The following is a 16,120-nucleotide window of genomic DNA, read 5'->3' on the forward strand; positions in this document are numbered from 1 at the left end:
AGGGCAACCATGTTCGCATTAAAAAGAAGAACGAGAGGCGAGGCCGTCTTCGACGGCGTCAACGTCCTGCTTATGCTGGCCATCTGCTTCGTGACGATCTACCCCGTCTGGTACGTCCTCGTCAACTCGCTGAACAGCGGGCAGGACGCGATGCGCGGCGGCATCTACTGGCTGCCCCGGGCGTTCACCCTGGACAACTACGCGGCCGTCGTCGACAATCCCGGCATCGTGACCGCGATGGGGATCACGGTCGCCAAGACGCTCGTCGGCACCGTCCTGCACGTGTTTTTCACGGCGATGGTCGCCTACGCGTTCTCCCGGCGGGAGCTCATCGGACGCAATCTGTACATGATTCTCGGCACGGTCACGATGATCTTCAACGGCGGGCTCATCCCGACCTTCCTGCTCATCCGCGACCTGCAGCTGCTGGACAACTTTTTCGTCTATATCATCCCGGCCATGTTCAGCTTTTTCGACCTGATTATTTTCGTCTCGTTTTTCCGCGAGCTGCCGCAAGGACTCGAGGAGGCCGCCAAGATCGACGGCGCCAACGATCTGGTGCTGTTCCTTCGGGTCGTCATCCCGGTCTCGCTGCCGGTCGTCGCGACGATCGCCCTCTTCCACGGGGTGTGGCAGTGGAACGACTACTTCGCGGGTGTCATCTACATCACGCAGAACACCGAGCTGCAGCCGATCCAGACGTTCCTGTACCGCGTCGTCGCGCAGAACGATACGAGCCGGATGGTGACGGCGGCGGCGGGCGGCATCACGAAGTCCGTCACGTCCAATTCGGTGAAAATGGCGACGATGGTCGTCACGACGCTGCCGATCGTGCTCGCGTATCCGTTTTTGCAGCGGTACTTCGTGAAGGGGCTCATGATCGGATCGATCAAGGGCTGAACCGCGGAGCCTCCCTTCCATTCAATGAGGGCAACCACGATTTTCCACATAGAAGACTGTCTATCTGAAAAGCAAAGGGGAACGAACATGAACAAACGCGTATCCAACAAAACGATCGCCTCCACGCTGCTGCTCGCGCTGACGTTCTCGCTGTCGGCCTGCGCCGGCGGCAACAATGAAGGCCAGGCGAGCTCGAGCGCCCCGGCTTCAGGCAGCGCAAGCCCCTCCGCCAGCGCGCCTTCGGCTTCCGCCACCGCCTCCGCGAGTACGGAGACCGGCGGCGTTGCGTCATCCGAAGCGCCGGGCTGGCAGGCCGACGCCGCCAAGCCGATTACGTTCGACTGGTATCTGAACTTCTCCTGGTTCCCGAACAAGTGGGGCGTCGATCCGACCTCCCAGTACGTCACGAAGAAGACGGGCGTCAACATCAACTTTATCGTACCGGCAGGCAACGAGAACGAGAAGATGAACACGATGATCGCTTCGGGCAAACTGCCGGACTTCATCACGCTCGGCTGGTACGAGGACGCGGTCAAAAAAATGCAGGAGGGCGGGCTCGTGCTGCCGCTCAACGAGCTGGCCAAGGAATACGACCCGTACTTCTTCAAGGTCGCCGACCCCGCCAAGCTGAGCTGGTACACGCAGCCGGACGGCAATGTGTACGGCTACCCGAACGCGTCGTCCTCGCCGAAGGATTACGAGACGTACGGCACGAATTTTACTTCTAACCAGACGTTCCTCGTCCGCAAGGACATGTACGAGGCGTTGGGCAAGCCGGACATGCGGACGCCGGAAGGCTTCCTCGCCGCGCTCAAGGCCGCGAAGGAGAAGTTCAAGGACGTGAACGGCCAGCCGCTTATCCCGCTCGGGCTGCACGAATTCACGCCGACGGGCAACTATTCGCTCGAGGATTACCTGGCCGACTTCCTGGCCATTCCGCGCGACGTCGACGGCAAGCTGAACGACAAGTACGCGCTCGTCGACAACGAGGCGTACGTGAATTGGCTCAAGGTTTTCCGCCAGGCGAACCAGGACGGCCTGCTCGCCAAAGATATTTTCATCGACAAACGCACGCAGATGGAGGAGAAGATCGCGCAGGGCCGCTACTTCGCGATGATCTATCAGCGCTCCGACCTGGCCGCCCAGGAGAACGTGCTGTACGCCAAGGACCCGAACTCGGTCTATATCGCGGTCGACGGTCCGGCCAACGCGAACCAGGATCCGCCGAAGCTGGCGGGGCCTTCGATCTCCGGCTGGACGGTCACGCTCATCTCGAAGGACGTCAAGGACAAGGCGCGCGCCATCAAGTTCCTCAGCTATCTGATCAGCGAAGAAGGACAGAAGGATCTGTACCTTGGCGAGAAAGGCGTCTCGTATGATACGATCGACGGCAAAGACCAGTTCAAGCCGGAGGCGCTGCAGCTCATGCAGTCCGACCGTACTTCTTTCGATAAAAAATACGGCTCGTCGTACACGTTCTGGATGCTGATGGATACGAACATGAACCTGCAGTGGGCGCCGCCGAGCGTCGAGCCGGCGAAGCAGATGGAGGATTGGACCCGGGGCAAGACGGTCAGCTATTCGCAGTACGACCTGATCGATCCGCCGGCCACGTCTCCGGAGGGCATCACCAAGACGAAGATCGACACGCTCTGGAGCAAGGCGCTGCCGAAGCTGCTGCTGGCGAAGTCGGACGCGGAGTTCGACAAGGTGCTGCAGCAGTTCAAGGACGATCGCGCCAAGGCGGGGTACGACGCCATGCAGGCGTTCCGCCAGAAGAAGTTCGAGGAGAACGTCAAGAAGCTCGCGGATTTCATGAAGTAAGGCTTTGACCAAGGACTGTCGTCCCTTTCGGGACGGCATGTCCTTTTTGGAGTTTTTCGGGCCATGCTCCGAATACGACGGCAAACGGAAGTGACGGCATGCGGATGCGGACATTTTGGAAAAAAACGATTCGAAGGCTGGCCGAGCGGCAGGAGCAATGGTCGCTGCAGACGCGGCTGATACTGGCGTACGTGATCATCCTTCTTATTCCGAGCGTCCTGATCTCGCTGCTGCTGTTCAGGCAGTTCGCGGGCAGCGCGATCGACGAGATGGAGCGGAAAAACGAAAACACGCTCGAGATCGAGCGGCTTAATATCGACAACAACATCGAGACGATCAGGCGCGCGGCCGACCTCAGCCTGGCGGACCAGGAGGTACTCGATTACATCTCCCGGTCGACGGATCCGGATACCGCCGAGCTGATCGACTTCAGCACGACGGTCGTTCCGGCGCTCGGCCGGCTTCAGTCCAACAATCCGAATATCGCGCACATCCGCATCTATTTCGACAACAAGCGGATCAACGAGATCTATCCGGTATTCGCGGACGAAGAGCGGGTCGCGAAGGAGCCGTGGTTCGGCGGCCTGACCGCTTCGGAGGATCGAACCGCGTGGAGCTTGACGCCGAACGACCCGGATCCGTTCAAGATGATATTCGAGAACGCGCCGGCCGGTCAGCCGAAGGTCGCTTTTCTGAAGGAGATCATGTACCCGCTGGGCGTTCACGCCGGCATACTCGAGGTCGACATGCTGATGACCAGCTTCTTCCCCAAGACGTTCGGCAGCAGCGCGGACGACATGTCCCAGCTGGTCATCTCGGATTCGCAGGGACATCTGTTCTACAACCCGCAGCAGAAGCTGCTGGCGGCGACCGGCGTGTCGCCGGAAGAGCTCGCCGTCGCGCTGAATCCCGGGGAGCAGCAATCGGATAGCTTCCGCCTGACGCTCGGCGGCCAGCCGTTCCTGGCCGTCTCCCGCGAGATCGAGCCGCTGGGTGCCCGGATGATCAACGTCGTCTCGCTGCAGCGCGTGCTGGACAGCGCGAGGCAGACGCGCGATCGCCTCATCGCGGCCAACGTCATCCTGATCGCGATTCTGAGCATCGCGACGTATGCGCTCAATTCGTTTATTTTGAAAAAGCTGCATATTCTGACCGATTCGATGAAGCGGGTGCGCCAGGGCGACTTCGGATTCGACCTGACGGTCCGAGGCGGCGGCGAGGTCGGCGAACTGGCCCATCACTTCCGCAAGATGCTGCGCAAGATCAACGAGCTGATCGCGGACGCGGTGAACAAGAAGGCGGCGTCCAAGGAGACCGAGCTGCGGTCGCTCAAGAACCAGATCGACTCGCATTTCCTTTACAATACGCTCGAAAATATCAAGATGATGGCGGAGGTGGAGGGCCAATATCCGATCTCGGACGCCCTCACTTCGCTGGGCGGACTGATGCGCTACAACCTGAAGTGGACGAGCGAATACGTCCGGCTGCGCGACGAGGTCGCGCATATCACCAACTATATCGCCATCATGAACATCCGTTACGAGAACAGAATCCGTCTCGCGCTCGACATCCCGGCCGCCCTGCTCGACCAGGAGCTGCTCAAGATGTCGCTGCAGCCGATCGTGGAAAACGCGGTCAAGCACGGGCTGCGCGCGTCGTCCATGGAGGGGCTGACGATCCGCATTGAGGCGGAGGCGCGCGAGGGGACGCTGCTGCTCGCCGTCCGCGACGACGGCCGCGGCATGCCGGCGGACCGCGTCGCGCAGCTCAACCGGTCGATCGCGCTTGATTCGACGGAGCCTCCCGGCGCGGCGGCGGCCGGGGCGGACGCCTGGCGGGAAGGGGGCGGCATCGGGCTGCGCAACGTGCATCAGCGCATTCAGCTCTATTACGGCAAGGAGTACGGCCTCGCGGCGGAAAGCGAGGAAGGCGCCTACACGCGCGTCGTCATACGGATTCCATACTTTATTTTGACGGGAGGCGCAGGCTGATGCGAACGCTGCTCATCGTCGACGACGAGAAAAACATACGCGCGGGTCTGAAGGCCATGATCGAGCGCCGGTACCGGGACCGGTACGACGTGTCGCTGGCCGCCGACGGGGCGGAGGCGCTGGACGTCATCCGGGGCGGTCGGATCGACATTCTGATCACGGACATTCGCATGCCCGAGATGGACGGCTTGGCGCTCATCCGGCATGTGGCGGAACTGTCCCCGAATACCGCCGTCATCATCCTGAGCGGTCACGACGACTTCCAGTACGCGAAGGAAGCGATCAAATTCCACGTGCGGGAGTACCTGCTGAAGCCGATCGTCCGGGAAGAGATGTACGGCATTCTGGACCGGGTGGAGGCGGAGCTCGGCCGCGCCGCGGAAGCGGAGAGCCGGCTTGGGGAAGCCGACCGGGTCCGCGAAGAGCTGCGGGCGGCCCAACTGCACTATCTATTCGTGCATCCCGCCATCGATCCGGCGGACGCCGCGGCGCGCTGCCGGTCCGCGGGGCTGGAGTGCCTGGAGCCGGCTTATTGGGTCGGCGCGCTCCGGTTCGCCGGCGACCGCGGGCAGAACGTGCTCGCGCAGGAGTTTCTTGCGCGCGGCGCGGACGGGCGCGCGGTCTTCCATCTGGAGGATCAGGACGGCTGCCTGATCGTATTGACCGACGAAGCGGCGCTGTTCGACCGGCTCATGCTTCATTTGAAGGAAAAGAGCGTCTCCTCCGCCTATCATATCGGACTCAGCCGGATGAAGGAGCGGCTCGAGGACGTTCGCGCCGCCTATGCCGAAGCCCGGCGCGCCGCGGGCTACAGTTTGCTGCAGCCGCGCTGCAGCTCGTCGATCATCCGCTACGAGAGCGTCATGGACAGGAAGGACGCGCCGGAGCTGCCGGTCGACGACATGCGGAGGCTCGCCAATATGATCGGGACGGACCGCGAGGCCGACATGAAGGCGGTCCTGATGCGGCTGTTCGATTTGAAGAAGGTCTCGGAGGTGTCGCTCGACTATTTGGAGCGGCTCAGCAAGCTGCTGAACGAGACGGTGTTCGACGACGTGTTCCGCGCGTACGGCGAAGCGTCGCTTGAAATATTGCGCCAGTATAAGCGAGTGGGAAGCATCTACCATTTCTCGGACATTCACGAGTATTTTCACGAGGCCGAAAACCTGCTGTTCCGGCTGAACGAATATGTCCGGACGGTTCGTTCGACGCTCGGTGACAACCGGGAGATGCGGAAGGCGGTCGCTTATATCGAGGCGCATTATGCGGAGGATCTGAACATGGCCACGGTGTCCAATCACGTGTCGCTGAATTATTCGTACTTCAGCGAGCTTTTCAAGGAATTCACGGGCCAGAGCTTCGTCTCTTACGTAAAATCCGTGCGGATCGAGAAGGCCAAGGCGCTGCTCGCGCGGACGGACGACAAAATATTCGAGATCTGCCAGCGCGTCGGCTTCGAAAACGCGAAGCAGTTCAACCGCGTCTTCCGGGAGCTGGAGGGCGTCCCGGCGTCGGAATACCGCGCGCGGCGGCAGGCCGTGGCGAAGCCTGGTTCCGGCGGCGCCGAGCCCGCAGGATCGTAAAACAAGCTATTTACCGTCTTGATTTGCCTTATTCCGATTTTTGTCGATGGCATACGATGTTGTATCCCAAGACAAGGAAGTGATTAAATTGGCAAATCGAAACATTCGACTCGCGCTTTGGTCCGGCATCAATTTTACGGGCCGCCGAATCCTCTTCAGGCGCGGAGGCGTCGCCGTTCGGGATCTCGGCGCATTCGGTTTCAACAATGCGCTGTCGAGCTTCAGGCTTCGCAATGTCGCGCAAAGCGCCCAAGTCACGCTGGTTTTGTTTTCCCAAGTGAATTTCCAAGGCTCCTTCCGCGTGTTCCGCGGCAGCCAGAGCGTGCCGAATCTGGGCAGGTTTAATTTCAACGACGTCACGTCTTCGTTCCTTCTGGTCGGACGCTTGCTGACGGACGCCGAGATCGCCCGCATTCGACGTACGCGCATGCAGCCGCCCGACGTTCTCGTCATCCGGCAATAACGCTAAGCTTCCGCTGCATACGAAAGAACAAAACTGAATAGAACAAAACAGAACAGACCGTCGGGGTAATCTCCCTGGCGGTTTTTTCCGTTTTTCTGACCCCGCCAACCCCCGCCCCCCGAAAGTTTATCTTTTTTTTAATCTTTTCCTTATTTCCGGTTTAGTTTCGTTTTCAGGCGATTTAGAATCGCCCGCTAATATGAATTCAGGCGGACGACGAAGCCGCGAATCGGAATCGGGAGGTAATAAAGATGAAAAAGAAATTGGTAATGGTAGGCGCGGGACTGACGATCGGGAGCGCGCTGCTGGTGACGTCGGCGTTCGCGGATATCGGGGGCGCGGGCGGCGGCTACGAGGCATACAAGACGGCGATTAAAACGACGGCGGCGGCCACGAACGCGACGCAGCATTACGTGTTCTCTGTGAAGGATAACGGAGCGGAGCTGCTGAACGTCAACGGGACGCTCAAGGAGAGCCGGAAGGCCGGCGGCGTCAGCGGCAGCGCCGAGATCGCGGCGGGCGCGGCTTCCGAGCGGCTTGAATTTTACCATCAGAACGGCGCCACGATCTTCAAGTCCGGCAGCAGCGACACTTATAACGTGGCGACGGTGAAGGACGAAGCGGATCGCGCCGACAGCCATGACTGGGATCGCGAAGATCCCGCCGTTCGGCAAGGACTGGAGAAGCTGGTCGACGCGCTCGTCGGCAATCTGAAAAATAACGTGAACCTGAGCAAAGAGGCGGACGGGACGCAAGCGGTCGACATGACGTTAAAGGGATCGCAAATTCCCGCTGCGTTCAATGTGATCGGTTCGCTCGTCGCGAAGGAAGCGCTGAACGCGGAAAACGCGCATCGGGATTCGGCCTTGAAGGATACGGGCGTCGTCGGCATCGATCTGTCCCGCCTGGACGTGAAGCTGCCTAAGTTGACGCAGGACGTGAACGTCGACCAGGTGTCGCTGCGTGCGGAGATCGACGCGAACCATTACATCGTCCACCAGGTCGTCGAACTCGCCGTCACGGGCAAGGACGAAGCGGGCGCATCGCATCGGCTGACCGTAAGCGCGGATATCGACACCTCGGACGTCAACGCGACGACGCCGGATACGGTGGATCTGTCCGGGAAAAAGATTAACGAGATCGAGCCAGGCAAGCTTCAAGACTAACGAACGGAAGACATTCGGGGGTAGGGAGCGGCTGCCTGGCCGCTCTGCTTTCCCGCAGGAGGAGGGAATATCGTGTCGGAAGAGACGGTGCTGGATATCGAAGGGTTGACGAAACGTTATCGGAACGGCAGAGGGGTAAGCGATGTGTCGCTCCAAATCACGAGGGGAGACGTCTATGGCTTTTTCGGGCCGAACGGCGCCGGCAAATCGACGGTCATGAAGATCGCCGCCGGTCTGGTCCGCGCGGATCGCGGACGCGTCAGGCTGTTCGGAACCGATGTCGCCGAGGACTACGAGCGCGCGATGGCGCGCGTCGGCGTGCTGATCGAGAAAGCCGAGGCCTTCGAATACATGAGCGCCTACAAAAATCTGGAGCTGGCCGCCAGGCTGTACCCGGAGCTGCCGAGAACGCGGATCGACGAGGTGCTTGAGCTGACGGGACTGTCCGCGAGCAAGCGGGAGAAGGTCGGCCATTTTTCGCTCGGCATGAAGCAGCGGCTCGGGATCGCGTCCGCGCTCGTCGGCAGGCCCGGGCTGCTCATCCTGGACGAACCGACGAACGGACTCGATATCGAAGCGACGGTCGATTTAAGAACGCTGATCGTCCGGCTCGCGCGCGAGGAGCGGATCACCTTTTTCCTGTCCAGTCACCTGATCTCGGAGATGGAATCGATCTGCAGCCGGATCGGCATCATTCAGGACGGCCGGATCATTCGGGAAGGCAGCTGGCAGTCGCTGAAGCAAGCTTCGGGCCAGACGCTGGAGAGCTACTATATGAGCCAGATCCGATCGGAAAAAGGAGGCGAGACGAATGGAGCTGCTCAAGCGATCGACCTTCAATGAACTGACGAAGCTGTATGCGAGGAAAAAAACGATCGGGCTGCTGTTGGTCGCGCTGCTCCTGCCCTTCGCAGGCCTGCCCGTCGTCCGGCAGCTGCAAACCGGGCTTGGCGTCGCGGGCATCGCAAGCGATCAGTATGCCGTTACGATCTTAAACGTCATGACGCTGTTCGTGCTGCCGCTGCTCATCTTCATGACAGCTTCCGATATGGTGTCCGGCGAGATTGGCGACAAGACGATCCGATCCGTGCTGTCCCGGCCCGTGAGCCGGACGAAGATTTATGCGGCGAAGCTGATCGCGCTGTTCGCGCATACCGCCGTCCTGTTGGCGCTGGTCTTCGTCGCCTCCGAAGCCGCGGCTTTCCTGCTGCCGGATGCCGGTCGCGCGACGGGAAGCATGGGCGAAGCCGTCCTCGCATATGCGGCGTCCGCGCTTCCGTTGTTCGTGCTGTGCACGGCCGCGGCATGGGTATCGCTCGGCTTCAAGAACGCGAGCGGCGCGCTGACGGTATGCATCCTGTTGTACGCGGCCGCCAAGGGACTGGCGCTCGTCTTCCCGTCCTACATGGTCTTTTCGCCGATCACGTACATGAATTGGCATCAGCTCTGGCTGGGCGGTTCGATTCCCGCAGGGAGAATATTCGCCGTCTCCAGCCTCCTGCTCGGCTGCGGTATGGTATTCTATACAACGGGCCATTACTTTTTCGATAAAAAAGAAGCGTAGGAGAATGCATATGTCGATCCGCATCAGGCTCTTGCTGTCTTATCTCGCGATGCTGATCATCCCGCTTATCCTGATCGGCATCTCTTTTCTGGTCATCGTCGTCACGGCGATCGGCGATCTGAAGACGGTGTTCACGCTGGATACCGGAGACGGCAATCCCCTCGCGGCGATTATGGGCGAAGAGGCGAGCGTCGCATCGGATATCCGGACGCGAATCGCCGGCGATCCCGAGTCCCTGCGCGACCCTGCCCTGATGAAGGCTTACGACGATCGTCTGCAGAAGATCAACATGGGACTGATCGTCCGTCTGGGCGATCGGGTCGAATATATATCGCCGGAGCTGAAGGAGACGAAGGTCGCTTCGAACCTGCCGCCCTTCGGCGCCGAAGTCCGCTGGAGAGACGGCCGCGATCTGGGCGGCGGCAGCTGGATGCTGGACCGTCAGTACAGCGTCGTCTTCCAGGACGGCTCCAAAGGCAGCTTCTTCATGCTGCTGAACATGGATTTTCTGGGCTGGCTCGCGGAGCGTATTTCCAAGCCCTTTTTGCTCTCTCTGCTTATTATTCTGGTCGTGGTTAACGGCATCTTGACGTTTTTCGTATCGCGCAGCATCATTCGCCCGCTGCGGTCCCTGCGGCGCGCCGCCGAGGCGATCAAGGAAGGCAATTTGTCCCACCCGGTCCGCCCCGAGTCGCGGGACGAGATCGGTGAGCTGGCCGCCGCGTTCGAGGCGATGCGGCTCAAGCTGAAGGATTCGGTCGACCTGCAGCTGCAGTACGAGGACAATCGCAGCAGCCTGATCTCGAACATTTCCCACGATTTGAAATCTCCGGTCGCCGCGATCCGGGGCTACGTCGAGGGCATCATGGACGGCGTCACCCATACGCCCGAGATGCTGGACAGCTACATCAAGACGATCCACCGCAAGACGGTCCAGATGGACCGGCTGATCGACGAGCTGTTCCTGTACTCGAAGCTGGACCTGAAGCGGCTGCCGTTTCACTTTGAAGAGGTGGCGCTGGACGACTTTCTGTCCGATTGCGCCGAAGAGCTCCAGCTGGACGCGGAAAAGCAAGGCGTGAAGCTGAGCTACGAGCCGCCCGCGCTTGCGGAGCCGGCCGTCGTCGTCGCCGACCGCGAGAAGCTGAAGCGCGTGTTCGTCAACATCGTCGAGAACGCCGTGAAGTACGCCGACAAGGCGGACGCGGCGATCTGGATCGGATTCGTCGAAGAAGACGGGTATTACAATATCGGGATACGGGACAACGGGAAGGGCATTTCCGCCGAGTCGCTGCCGCACATTTTCGAACGCTTTTACAGGGCCGACGCGGCACGCAACGTCGATACGGGAGGCAGCGGGTTGGGCCTTGCGATCGCGCAGCAGATCGTCGAGGAGCACGGCGGCCGGATGGCGGCGGCGAGCGAGCTCGGGACGGGCACCTTGATCACGATTGCGCTTAAGAAATGGACGGGAAGGGAGCACGCCGAATGAAACGCATCTTGATCGTCGAGGACGACCTCAGCATGGCGGAGCTCGTGCGGGATTATCTTGCGATTCATGGCTATGAGCCGCATATCGAGACAAGCGGCGACCGGGGGGCTGAAGCAAGCGCTCGAGGGCAAATTCGATCTCGTCCTGCTCGACCTGATGCTGCCTGGGATCGACGGCTTCGAGATTTGCCGGCGCCTGCGCAGCGAGCTCGACATTCCGATCCTCATGGTTTCTTCCAAGAAGGAAGACATCGACAAGATCCGGGGCCTCGGGCTCGGCGCCGACGACTACGTCGTCAAGCCGTTCAGCCCGAGCGAGCTGGTCGCGCGCGTGAACGCGCACCTCGCCAGGTACGAGCGCCTGTCGGGCGGCGGACAGAAGCGCGAGGAGATCCGGATACGCGGCCTGCTCATCGACAAAGCCTCGCGGCGCGTCTACGTGAACGACAAGGAGGTCGCGTTCACGACGAAGGAGTTCGATCTGCTCGCGTTTCTCGCCTCCAACCCGAACCGCGTCTTCAGCAAGGAGCAGCTGTACGAGCAAATCTGGGGCATGGACTCGCTCGGCGACCTGCCGACCGTCACGGTCCATATCCGCAAGATCCGGGAGAAAATCGAGCTCGATTCCTCCCGTTCGCAGTACATCGATACGATCTGGGGAGCCGGGTACCGCTTCCAGGTTTAAAGGGACGTCGGCGCCGCGTGCCGGGGCCAGTGCAGATAGCGGCCCCGCGTGCCGCCGGCCACCAGTATCAATAACGGCCCCGCATACCGCTAAGCTCCACGAACCGCCGGCCAGCAGCGCCAATAACGGCATCGCATGCCGCTAAGCCCCACGTGCTGCCTGCCACCAGTACCAATAACGGCATGGCGTGCCGCTAAGCCCGACGTGCCGCCCGCCGCCAGTACCATTAGCGGCATCGCGTGCCGCTAAGCCACACGTGCCGCCGGCCACCAGTACAATAACGGCCCCGCATGCCGCTAAGCCCTGCGAGCCGCCGGCCGCCAGCGCCGATAGCGGCATGGCGTGCCGCTAAGCTCCGCGTGCCGCCGGCCGCCAGCGCCAATAGTTATCATGAACGAAACCGACATCCTGTTTGCTTATCTCGGAGGTTACATTTGGGAAAAATGGCGTTTACAGAAACAACCCATTTACCAAATACAGAGCTCAAAGCAAAAGGAGTCGGTTTAGTATGAGTATGGCCATCAAGTACGTAGGTTTAGACGTATCCAAATCCAAAATCGCGGTTGCCTTTGCGGATGAGGGACGAGGAGAAGCACGGTACTTTGGCGTCATCGAGCATAGCAAGGAAGCGGTATTGAAACTCCTGCAAAGGCTTGCGTCGTCCGGGTGAGAAAGAGGAGGTGACTTTAAGGGTCTGTTACGAGGCAGGTCCCACCGGCTATGTGCTCTATCGTTGGCTATTGACGGCAGGCATCGCTTGCAGCGTGGTCGCGCCCTCGCTCATTCCCAAGCGTGCCGGCGACCGGGTCAAAACAGACAAACGGGATGCCATTCGACTCGCACAGCTGTATCGCGCAGGAGAACTGACGCCGGTATACGTGCCCACGCCAGCAGACGAAAGCTTGCGGGATCTCGTTCGCGCACGCGAGGATGCGGTCGAGGATTTGAATCGTTTTAAGCAACGACTGGGCAAGTTTCTGCTTCGCCACCAGCTTCAGGACGCCAAAGGCGCCAAACCCGGAACTTTCGCGTACGAGGAATGGCTGGATACGCTGCGTATTCCCGAGGACAGCTGCAAACAAATGACCTTTCAGGAGTACCGCCAATCGATTTGGGAAACGAAGGAGCGAATCAAGCGATACGAAAAGCAAATTGAAGAACAAGCCGCTTTAAGCGAGCAGGCGCCGGTCGTTCAAGCGCTGCAAGCCTTGCGAGGCGTAGCAACCGTCACAGCCGTTACGCTTTCATCCGAGATGATGAGCAGCGACCGCTTTCACTCCGCCTCTTCGTTTATGAGTTACTGCGGACTGGTCAGCAGCGAATACTCCTCGGGAAGCAAGCCGCTGGCAAGGCCGTATAACGAAAGCCGGGAATGCGCATCTGCGTCGGGTACTGGTGGAAGCCGCGAAAAGTTACCGACACGCGCCCGCGATTCGCAGAAGAATGCGCGACCGTATCGAGGGGCTGCCACCGGAGGTTCAGTCGATTGCCTGGAGCGCGCAGCATCGATTACACAAGAAGTATTGGAGTCTGGCGCGAAGAGGAAAGCACAAGGGTTGCATCGCGGTCGCGATTGCCAGAGAACTGGCGGGGTTTGTATGGGCGATTGCTAAGGAGATCGAGAAGCTTCGTTTGCAAGCAGCGGTGTAAAACAACGGGTCCGAACAAAGGAGGCGATTGAGGGGAAGCGATTCTTTTTTTACCTCAGAGGCAAAATCAGGCAAGGTGGAGAGAAAACCGCGTGAGCCGCTTGAGCAAGCGAATGCTTATGCTCGTCAATAGTTAGCGGGTAAGCTCTCCAGACGTATGAATAACATGTGTGAATCCACGAATATCAGATTGCCGACCAGCGAATTGCTTTTGCCTCTGAGCTAAAGAAGAATTGCCCCCTTCCGTCCCCTAAAGGGGAAACGCAGGGAGCGACGCCCCCCTGCACCCCGTTACTCGCCGTAGGGGCACCTCCGGGCATTTCCATGCCGGAGATCCAGAAAAGTATGGGAAATGATGCGACCGCCTGTAAAGAAAATCGCTTGACAGGCTTCTATTCGCTATTGTCAAAAACACGGGTGCAAACAGAGACGCTTGACAGTTTCGTTCATATCAGCGGCATCGCATGCCGCTAGGCTCCGCCAGCCGCCCGCCGCCGGCGCCAATAGCGTCCCCGCGTGCCACTAAGCCCCACGTGCCGCCCACCACCCGCCGCCGCTAACCTATGTTTTTCCCCCAAGATCTTATCGAATAACAACAATCGTAAGATTTGCTTATTTGCCCGGCCCTCTCCTTCCGCTAGATTAACTAGTATAGGCCAACATCCAGTAAGGCAGGGGGACAAGGAACGCCATGATATTCGAGAGGTTCGAGGAGAAGCATTTGGAAGGCGCTTTGGCGCTCTGGAACAAGGAGCTGGGCGCTTCGTTTCCGATGCGCGCGAGGCTGCTGCGGCAGAATTCGCTGGAGGATGTGCGGCTTCTGCGCAAGGGTTCCTGGGTCGCACGGGATTCGCAGGATTCGCGTGATTCAAAGAACGGGGCGGTCATCGGGCTCGCGATCGCCAAAACGGCGGGCGAGGACGACGGCCGTTTTGGACTTCGGCGCGACGCCGGCTGGATTCAAGCGTTGCTGGTCGATTCGGCGTATCGGGGGGAAGGGGCTCGGGAGCGAGCTGCTCCGCCTCGCCGAAGTCGCTCTGCGCGTCGCCGGCGTCCAACGTATCACGCTGGGCAACGATCTGCACCGTCGGCTGTTCCCGGGCATCCCGGGCGAGCTGGCGGACACGCGGCGGTGGTTCGAGCGCCGGGGCTATGTCCATCGGGAGGACGTCTGCGACTTGATCAAGGCGTACGGTCCGGACGAGCGCGTCGGCTTGCCCGAATTCGGCGGCGGCGCGGCGGCGAGAATCGCGGAGCCGGGGGACCGGGAGGCGCTGACGGCGTTCATGGCGCGCTGCTTCCCCCGGAACCTGGGATTTGCAGCACCGCGACTATTGGGAGCGGGGCGGCACGGGGCGCGAGTACGTCCTGCTCGAGCGGGAGGGCGCGATCGTCGGCTTCTGCCGGATGAACGACGCGGCATCGCCCTTGCTGGCGCAAAACGTATACTGGGCGCCGCTGTTCGGGGGAGGAGTTGGGCGGCATCGGCCCGCTCGGCATCGACGAGGCGTGCAGGGGGCACCGGTACGGCATCTCGATCGTACAGGCCGCCATTCACTTTTTGACGGCGCGGGGCGTTCGGCGCATCGTCATCGACACGACGCCGTACGTCGACTTCTACGGCAAGCTCGGCTACGAGGTGTGGAAAACGTACGCCAAGTACGACAAAATGCTGGATGAGGTTTAGCGGGTAGCAGCGGGGTTCCTACAGGGAGGCACCGCGCTGGCAACAAGGAGACAGCGTGAAGTAACTCCAGCTTCCCCATTCCGGACGCGCCAAATGGACTCAGCGGCCGCTATTTTAGAGGTTTGAGCGCATATGGCAGAGGTAGCGGACCGAGGTGCCGTTATTTGTGAAAAAGCGGAGGGATTGCGTACCTGAAGCGACGAATAGCGGCACCTGAGTCCACAAAGACGTGAAAACGAGCGATATTCGAGAAATAGAGGCTCCTGAGTCCACGACCCGCCCCCCGCAATGCCACCATCCGCACCGTAATCACCACTACAGCAGCATCACAGCCAGTAACTCCTGCCTTCCCGACCGGACGCGCCAAATGGACTCAGCGGCCGCTATTTTAGAGGTTTGAGCGCATATCGCGGAGGTAGCGGACCGAGGCGCCGTTATTTGTGAAAAAGCGGAGGGATTGCGTACCTGAAGCGACGAATAGCGGAACCTGAGTCCACAAAGACGCGAAAACGAGCGATATTCGAGAAATAGAGGCTCCTGGGTCCGCAACGTGCCCCCGCAATGCTACCATCCGCACCGTAATCACCACTACAGCAGCATCACAGCCAGTAACTCCTGCCTTCCCGACCGGTCGCAGCAAATGGACTCAGCGGCCGCTATTTTAGAGGTTTGAGCGCATATGGCGGAGGTAGCGGACCGAGGCGCGGTTATTTGTGAAAAAGCGGAGGGATTGCGTACCTGAAGCGACGAATAGCGGCACCTGAGTCCACAACGACGCGAAAATGAGCGATATTCGAAAAATAGAGGCTCCTGGGTCCGCAACGTGCCCCCCGCAATGCCACCATCGGCACCGTAATCACCACTACAGCAGCATCACAGCCAGTAACTCCTGCCTTCCCGACCGGACGCGCCAAATGGACTCAGCGGCCGCTATTTTAGAGGTTTGAGCGCATATGGCGGAGGTAGCGGACCGAGGTGCCGTTATTTGTGATAAAGCGGAGGGATTGCGTACCTGAAGCGACGAATAGCGGCACCTGAGTCCACAAAGACGCGAAAACGAGCGATATTCGAGAAATAGTTATCATGAACGAAACCGACATCCTGTTTGCTTATCTCG

Annotated in this window: 13 protein-coding genes and 2 pseudogenes; all 15 read left to right on the forward strand. The window is 60.1% G+C overall.

Annotated features, from left to right (window positions below):
- Positions 1-9: 9 nt before the first annotated feature.
- The 15 genes and pseudogenes from OMP40_RS03970 to OMP40_RS04035 all read left to right on the forward strand — a co-directional run bounded on the left by OMP40_RS03970 (position 10) and on the right by OMP40_RS04035 (position 15,003).
- Complete coding sequence (locus tag OMP40_RS03970; protein ID WP_277529333.1) at positions 10-900, forward strand: carbohydrate ABC transporter permease; 891 nt, start codon at positions 10-12, stop codon at positions 898-900.
- Between the two features lie 87 nt (positions 901-987).
- Positions 988-2,724: a type 2 periplasmic-binding domain-containing protein gene (locus tag OMP40_RS03975; protein ID WP_277529335.1), complete on the forward strand. Its 1,737-nt coding sequence runs from the start codon at positions 988-990 to the stop codon at positions 2,722-2,724.
- Between the two features lie 98 nt (positions 2,725-2,822).
- Positions 2,823-4,715: a cache domain-containing sensor histidine kinase gene (locus OMP40_RS03980; protein ID WP_277529337.1), complete on the forward strand. Its 1,893-nt coding sequence runs from the start codon at positions 2,823-2,825 to the stop codon at positions 4,713-4,715.
- Positions 4,715-6,298, forward strand: a complete 1,584-nt coding sequence (locus tag OMP40_RS03985) for a response regulator transcription factor (protein ID WP_277529339.1) — start codon at positions 4,715-4,717, stop codon at positions 6,296-6,298. The genes OMP40_RS03980 and OMP40_RS03985 overlap by 1 nt, the downstream gene beginning before the upstream one ends.
- A gap of 88 nt (positions 6,299-6,386) precedes the next feature.
- On the forward strand, positions 6,387-6,761 hold the full coding sequence (locus OMP40_RS03990) for a hypothetical protein (RefSeq protein WP_277529342.1): 375 nt from the start codon (positions 6,387-6,389) through the stop codon (positions 6,759-6,761).
- Positions 6,762-7,012: 251 nt separating this feature from the next.
- A complete protein-coding gene (locus tag OMP40_RS03995) occupies positions 7,013-7,927 on the forward strand; it encodes a hypothetical protein (protein ID WP_277529344.1) in 915 nt (304 codons plus the stop codon).
- A gap of 72 nt (positions 7,928-7,999) precedes the next feature.
- A complete protein-coding gene (locus OMP40_RS04000; RefSeq protein ID WP_277529346.1) occupies positions 8,000-8,770 on the forward strand; it encodes an ABC transporter ATP-binding protein in 771 nt (256 codons plus the stop codon).
- The gene (locus OMP40_RS04005; protein ID WP_277529348.1) at positions 8,739-9,491 is read left to right on the forward strand and encodes an ABC transporter permease; all 753 of its coding nucleotides are present in this window, start codon (positions 8,739-8,741) and stop codon (positions 9,489-9,491) included. The genes OMP40_RS04000 and OMP40_RS04005 overlap by 32 nt, the downstream gene beginning before the upstream one ends.
- Positions 9,492-9,501: 10 nt before the next feature.
- Entirely contained in the window at positions 9,502-10,983 is a 1,482-nt protein-coding gene (locus tag OMP40_RS04010) for a sensor histidine kinase (RefSeq protein WP_277529352.1), read from the forward strand.
- Positions 10,980-11,667, forward strand: a pseudogene (locus OMP40_RS04015) (response regulator transcription factor). Before OMP40_RS04010 ends, OMP40_RS04015 begins: the two are co-directional and overlap by 4 nt.
- 508 nt (positions 11,668-12,175) lie before the next feature.
- Positions 12,176-12,337 (forward strand): hypothetical protein, encoded by a 162-nt coding sequence (locus OMP40_RS04020; protein ID WP_277529353.1) that lies wholly within the window; start codon positions 12,176-12,178, stop codon positions 12,335-12,337.
- Between the two features lie 52 nt (positions 12,338-12,389).
- A pseudogene (locus OMP40_RS39720) lies at positions 12,390-12,950 on the forward strand (IS110 family transposase); the annotation flags it as partial.
- Positions 12,951-13,047: 97 nt separating this feature from the next.
- Positions 13,048-13,317 (forward strand): hypothetical protein, encoded by a 270-nt coding sequence (locus tag OMP40_RS39725; RefSeq protein ID WP_338131036.1) that lies wholly within the window; start codon positions 13,048-13,050, stop codon positions 13,315-13,317.
- A gap of 931 nt (positions 13,318-14,248) precedes the next feature.
- The gene (locus OMP40_RS04030) at positions 14,249-14,881 is read left to right on the forward strand and encodes a hypothetical protein (protein WP_277529355.1); all 633 of its coding nucleotides are present in this window, start codon (positions 14,249-14,251) and stop codon (positions 14,879-14,881) included.
- Complete coding sequence (locus OMP40_RS04035; RefSeq protein WP_277529356.1) at positions 14,791-15,003, forward strand: GNAT family N-acetyltransferase; 213 nt, start codon at positions 14,791-14,793, stop codon at positions 15,001-15,003. The genes OMP40_RS04030 and OMP40_RS04035 overlap by 91 nt, the downstream gene beginning before the upstream one ends.
- Positions 15,004-16,120 lie beyond the last annotated feature (1,117 nt).

The sequence above is a fragment of the Cohnella rhizosphaerae genome, assembly GCF_029525575.1.
GTDB classification, from domain to species: Bacteria; Bacillota; Bacilli; order Paenibacillales; family Paenibacillaceae; genus Cohnella; species Cohnella rhizosphaerae.

What these genes read in the sequence shown, in the direction of transcription:
- OMP40_RS03970 (WP_277529333.1), top strand. Translation starts at nt 10, where the DNA reads ATGTTCGCATTAAAAAGAAGAACGAGAGGCGAGGCCGTCTTCGACGGC.
- OMP40_RS03975 (WP_277529335.1), top strand. Translation starts at nt 988, where the DNA reads ATGAACAAACGCGTATCCAACAAAACGATCGCCTCCACGCTGCTGCTC.
- OMP40_RS03980 (WP_277529337.1), top strand. Translation starts at nt 2,823, where the DNA reads ATGCGGATGCGGACATTTTGGAAAAAAACGATTCGAAGGCTGGCCGAG.
- OMP40_RS03985 (WP_277529339.1), top strand. Translation starts at nt 4,715, where the DNA reads ATGCGAACGCTGCTCATCGTCGACGACGAGAAAAACATACGCGCGGGT.
- OMP40_RS03995 (WP_277529344.1), top strand. Translation starts at nt 7,013, where the DNA reads ATGAAAAAGAAATTGGTAATGGTAGGCGCGGGACTGACGATCGGGAGC.
- OMP40_RS04005 (WP_277529348.1), top strand. Translation starts at nt 8,739, where the DNA reads ATGGAGCTGCTCAAGCGATCGACCTTCAATGAACTGACGAAGCTGTAT.
- OMP40_RS04010 (WP_277529352.1), top strand. Translation starts at nt 9,502, where the DNA reads ATGTCGATCCGCATCAGGCTCTTGCTGTCTTATCTCGCGATGCTGATC.
- OMP40_RS04020 (WP_277529353.1), top strand. Translation starts at nt 12,176, where the DNA reads ATGAGTATGGCCATCAAGTACGTAGGTTTAGACGTATCCAAATCCAAA.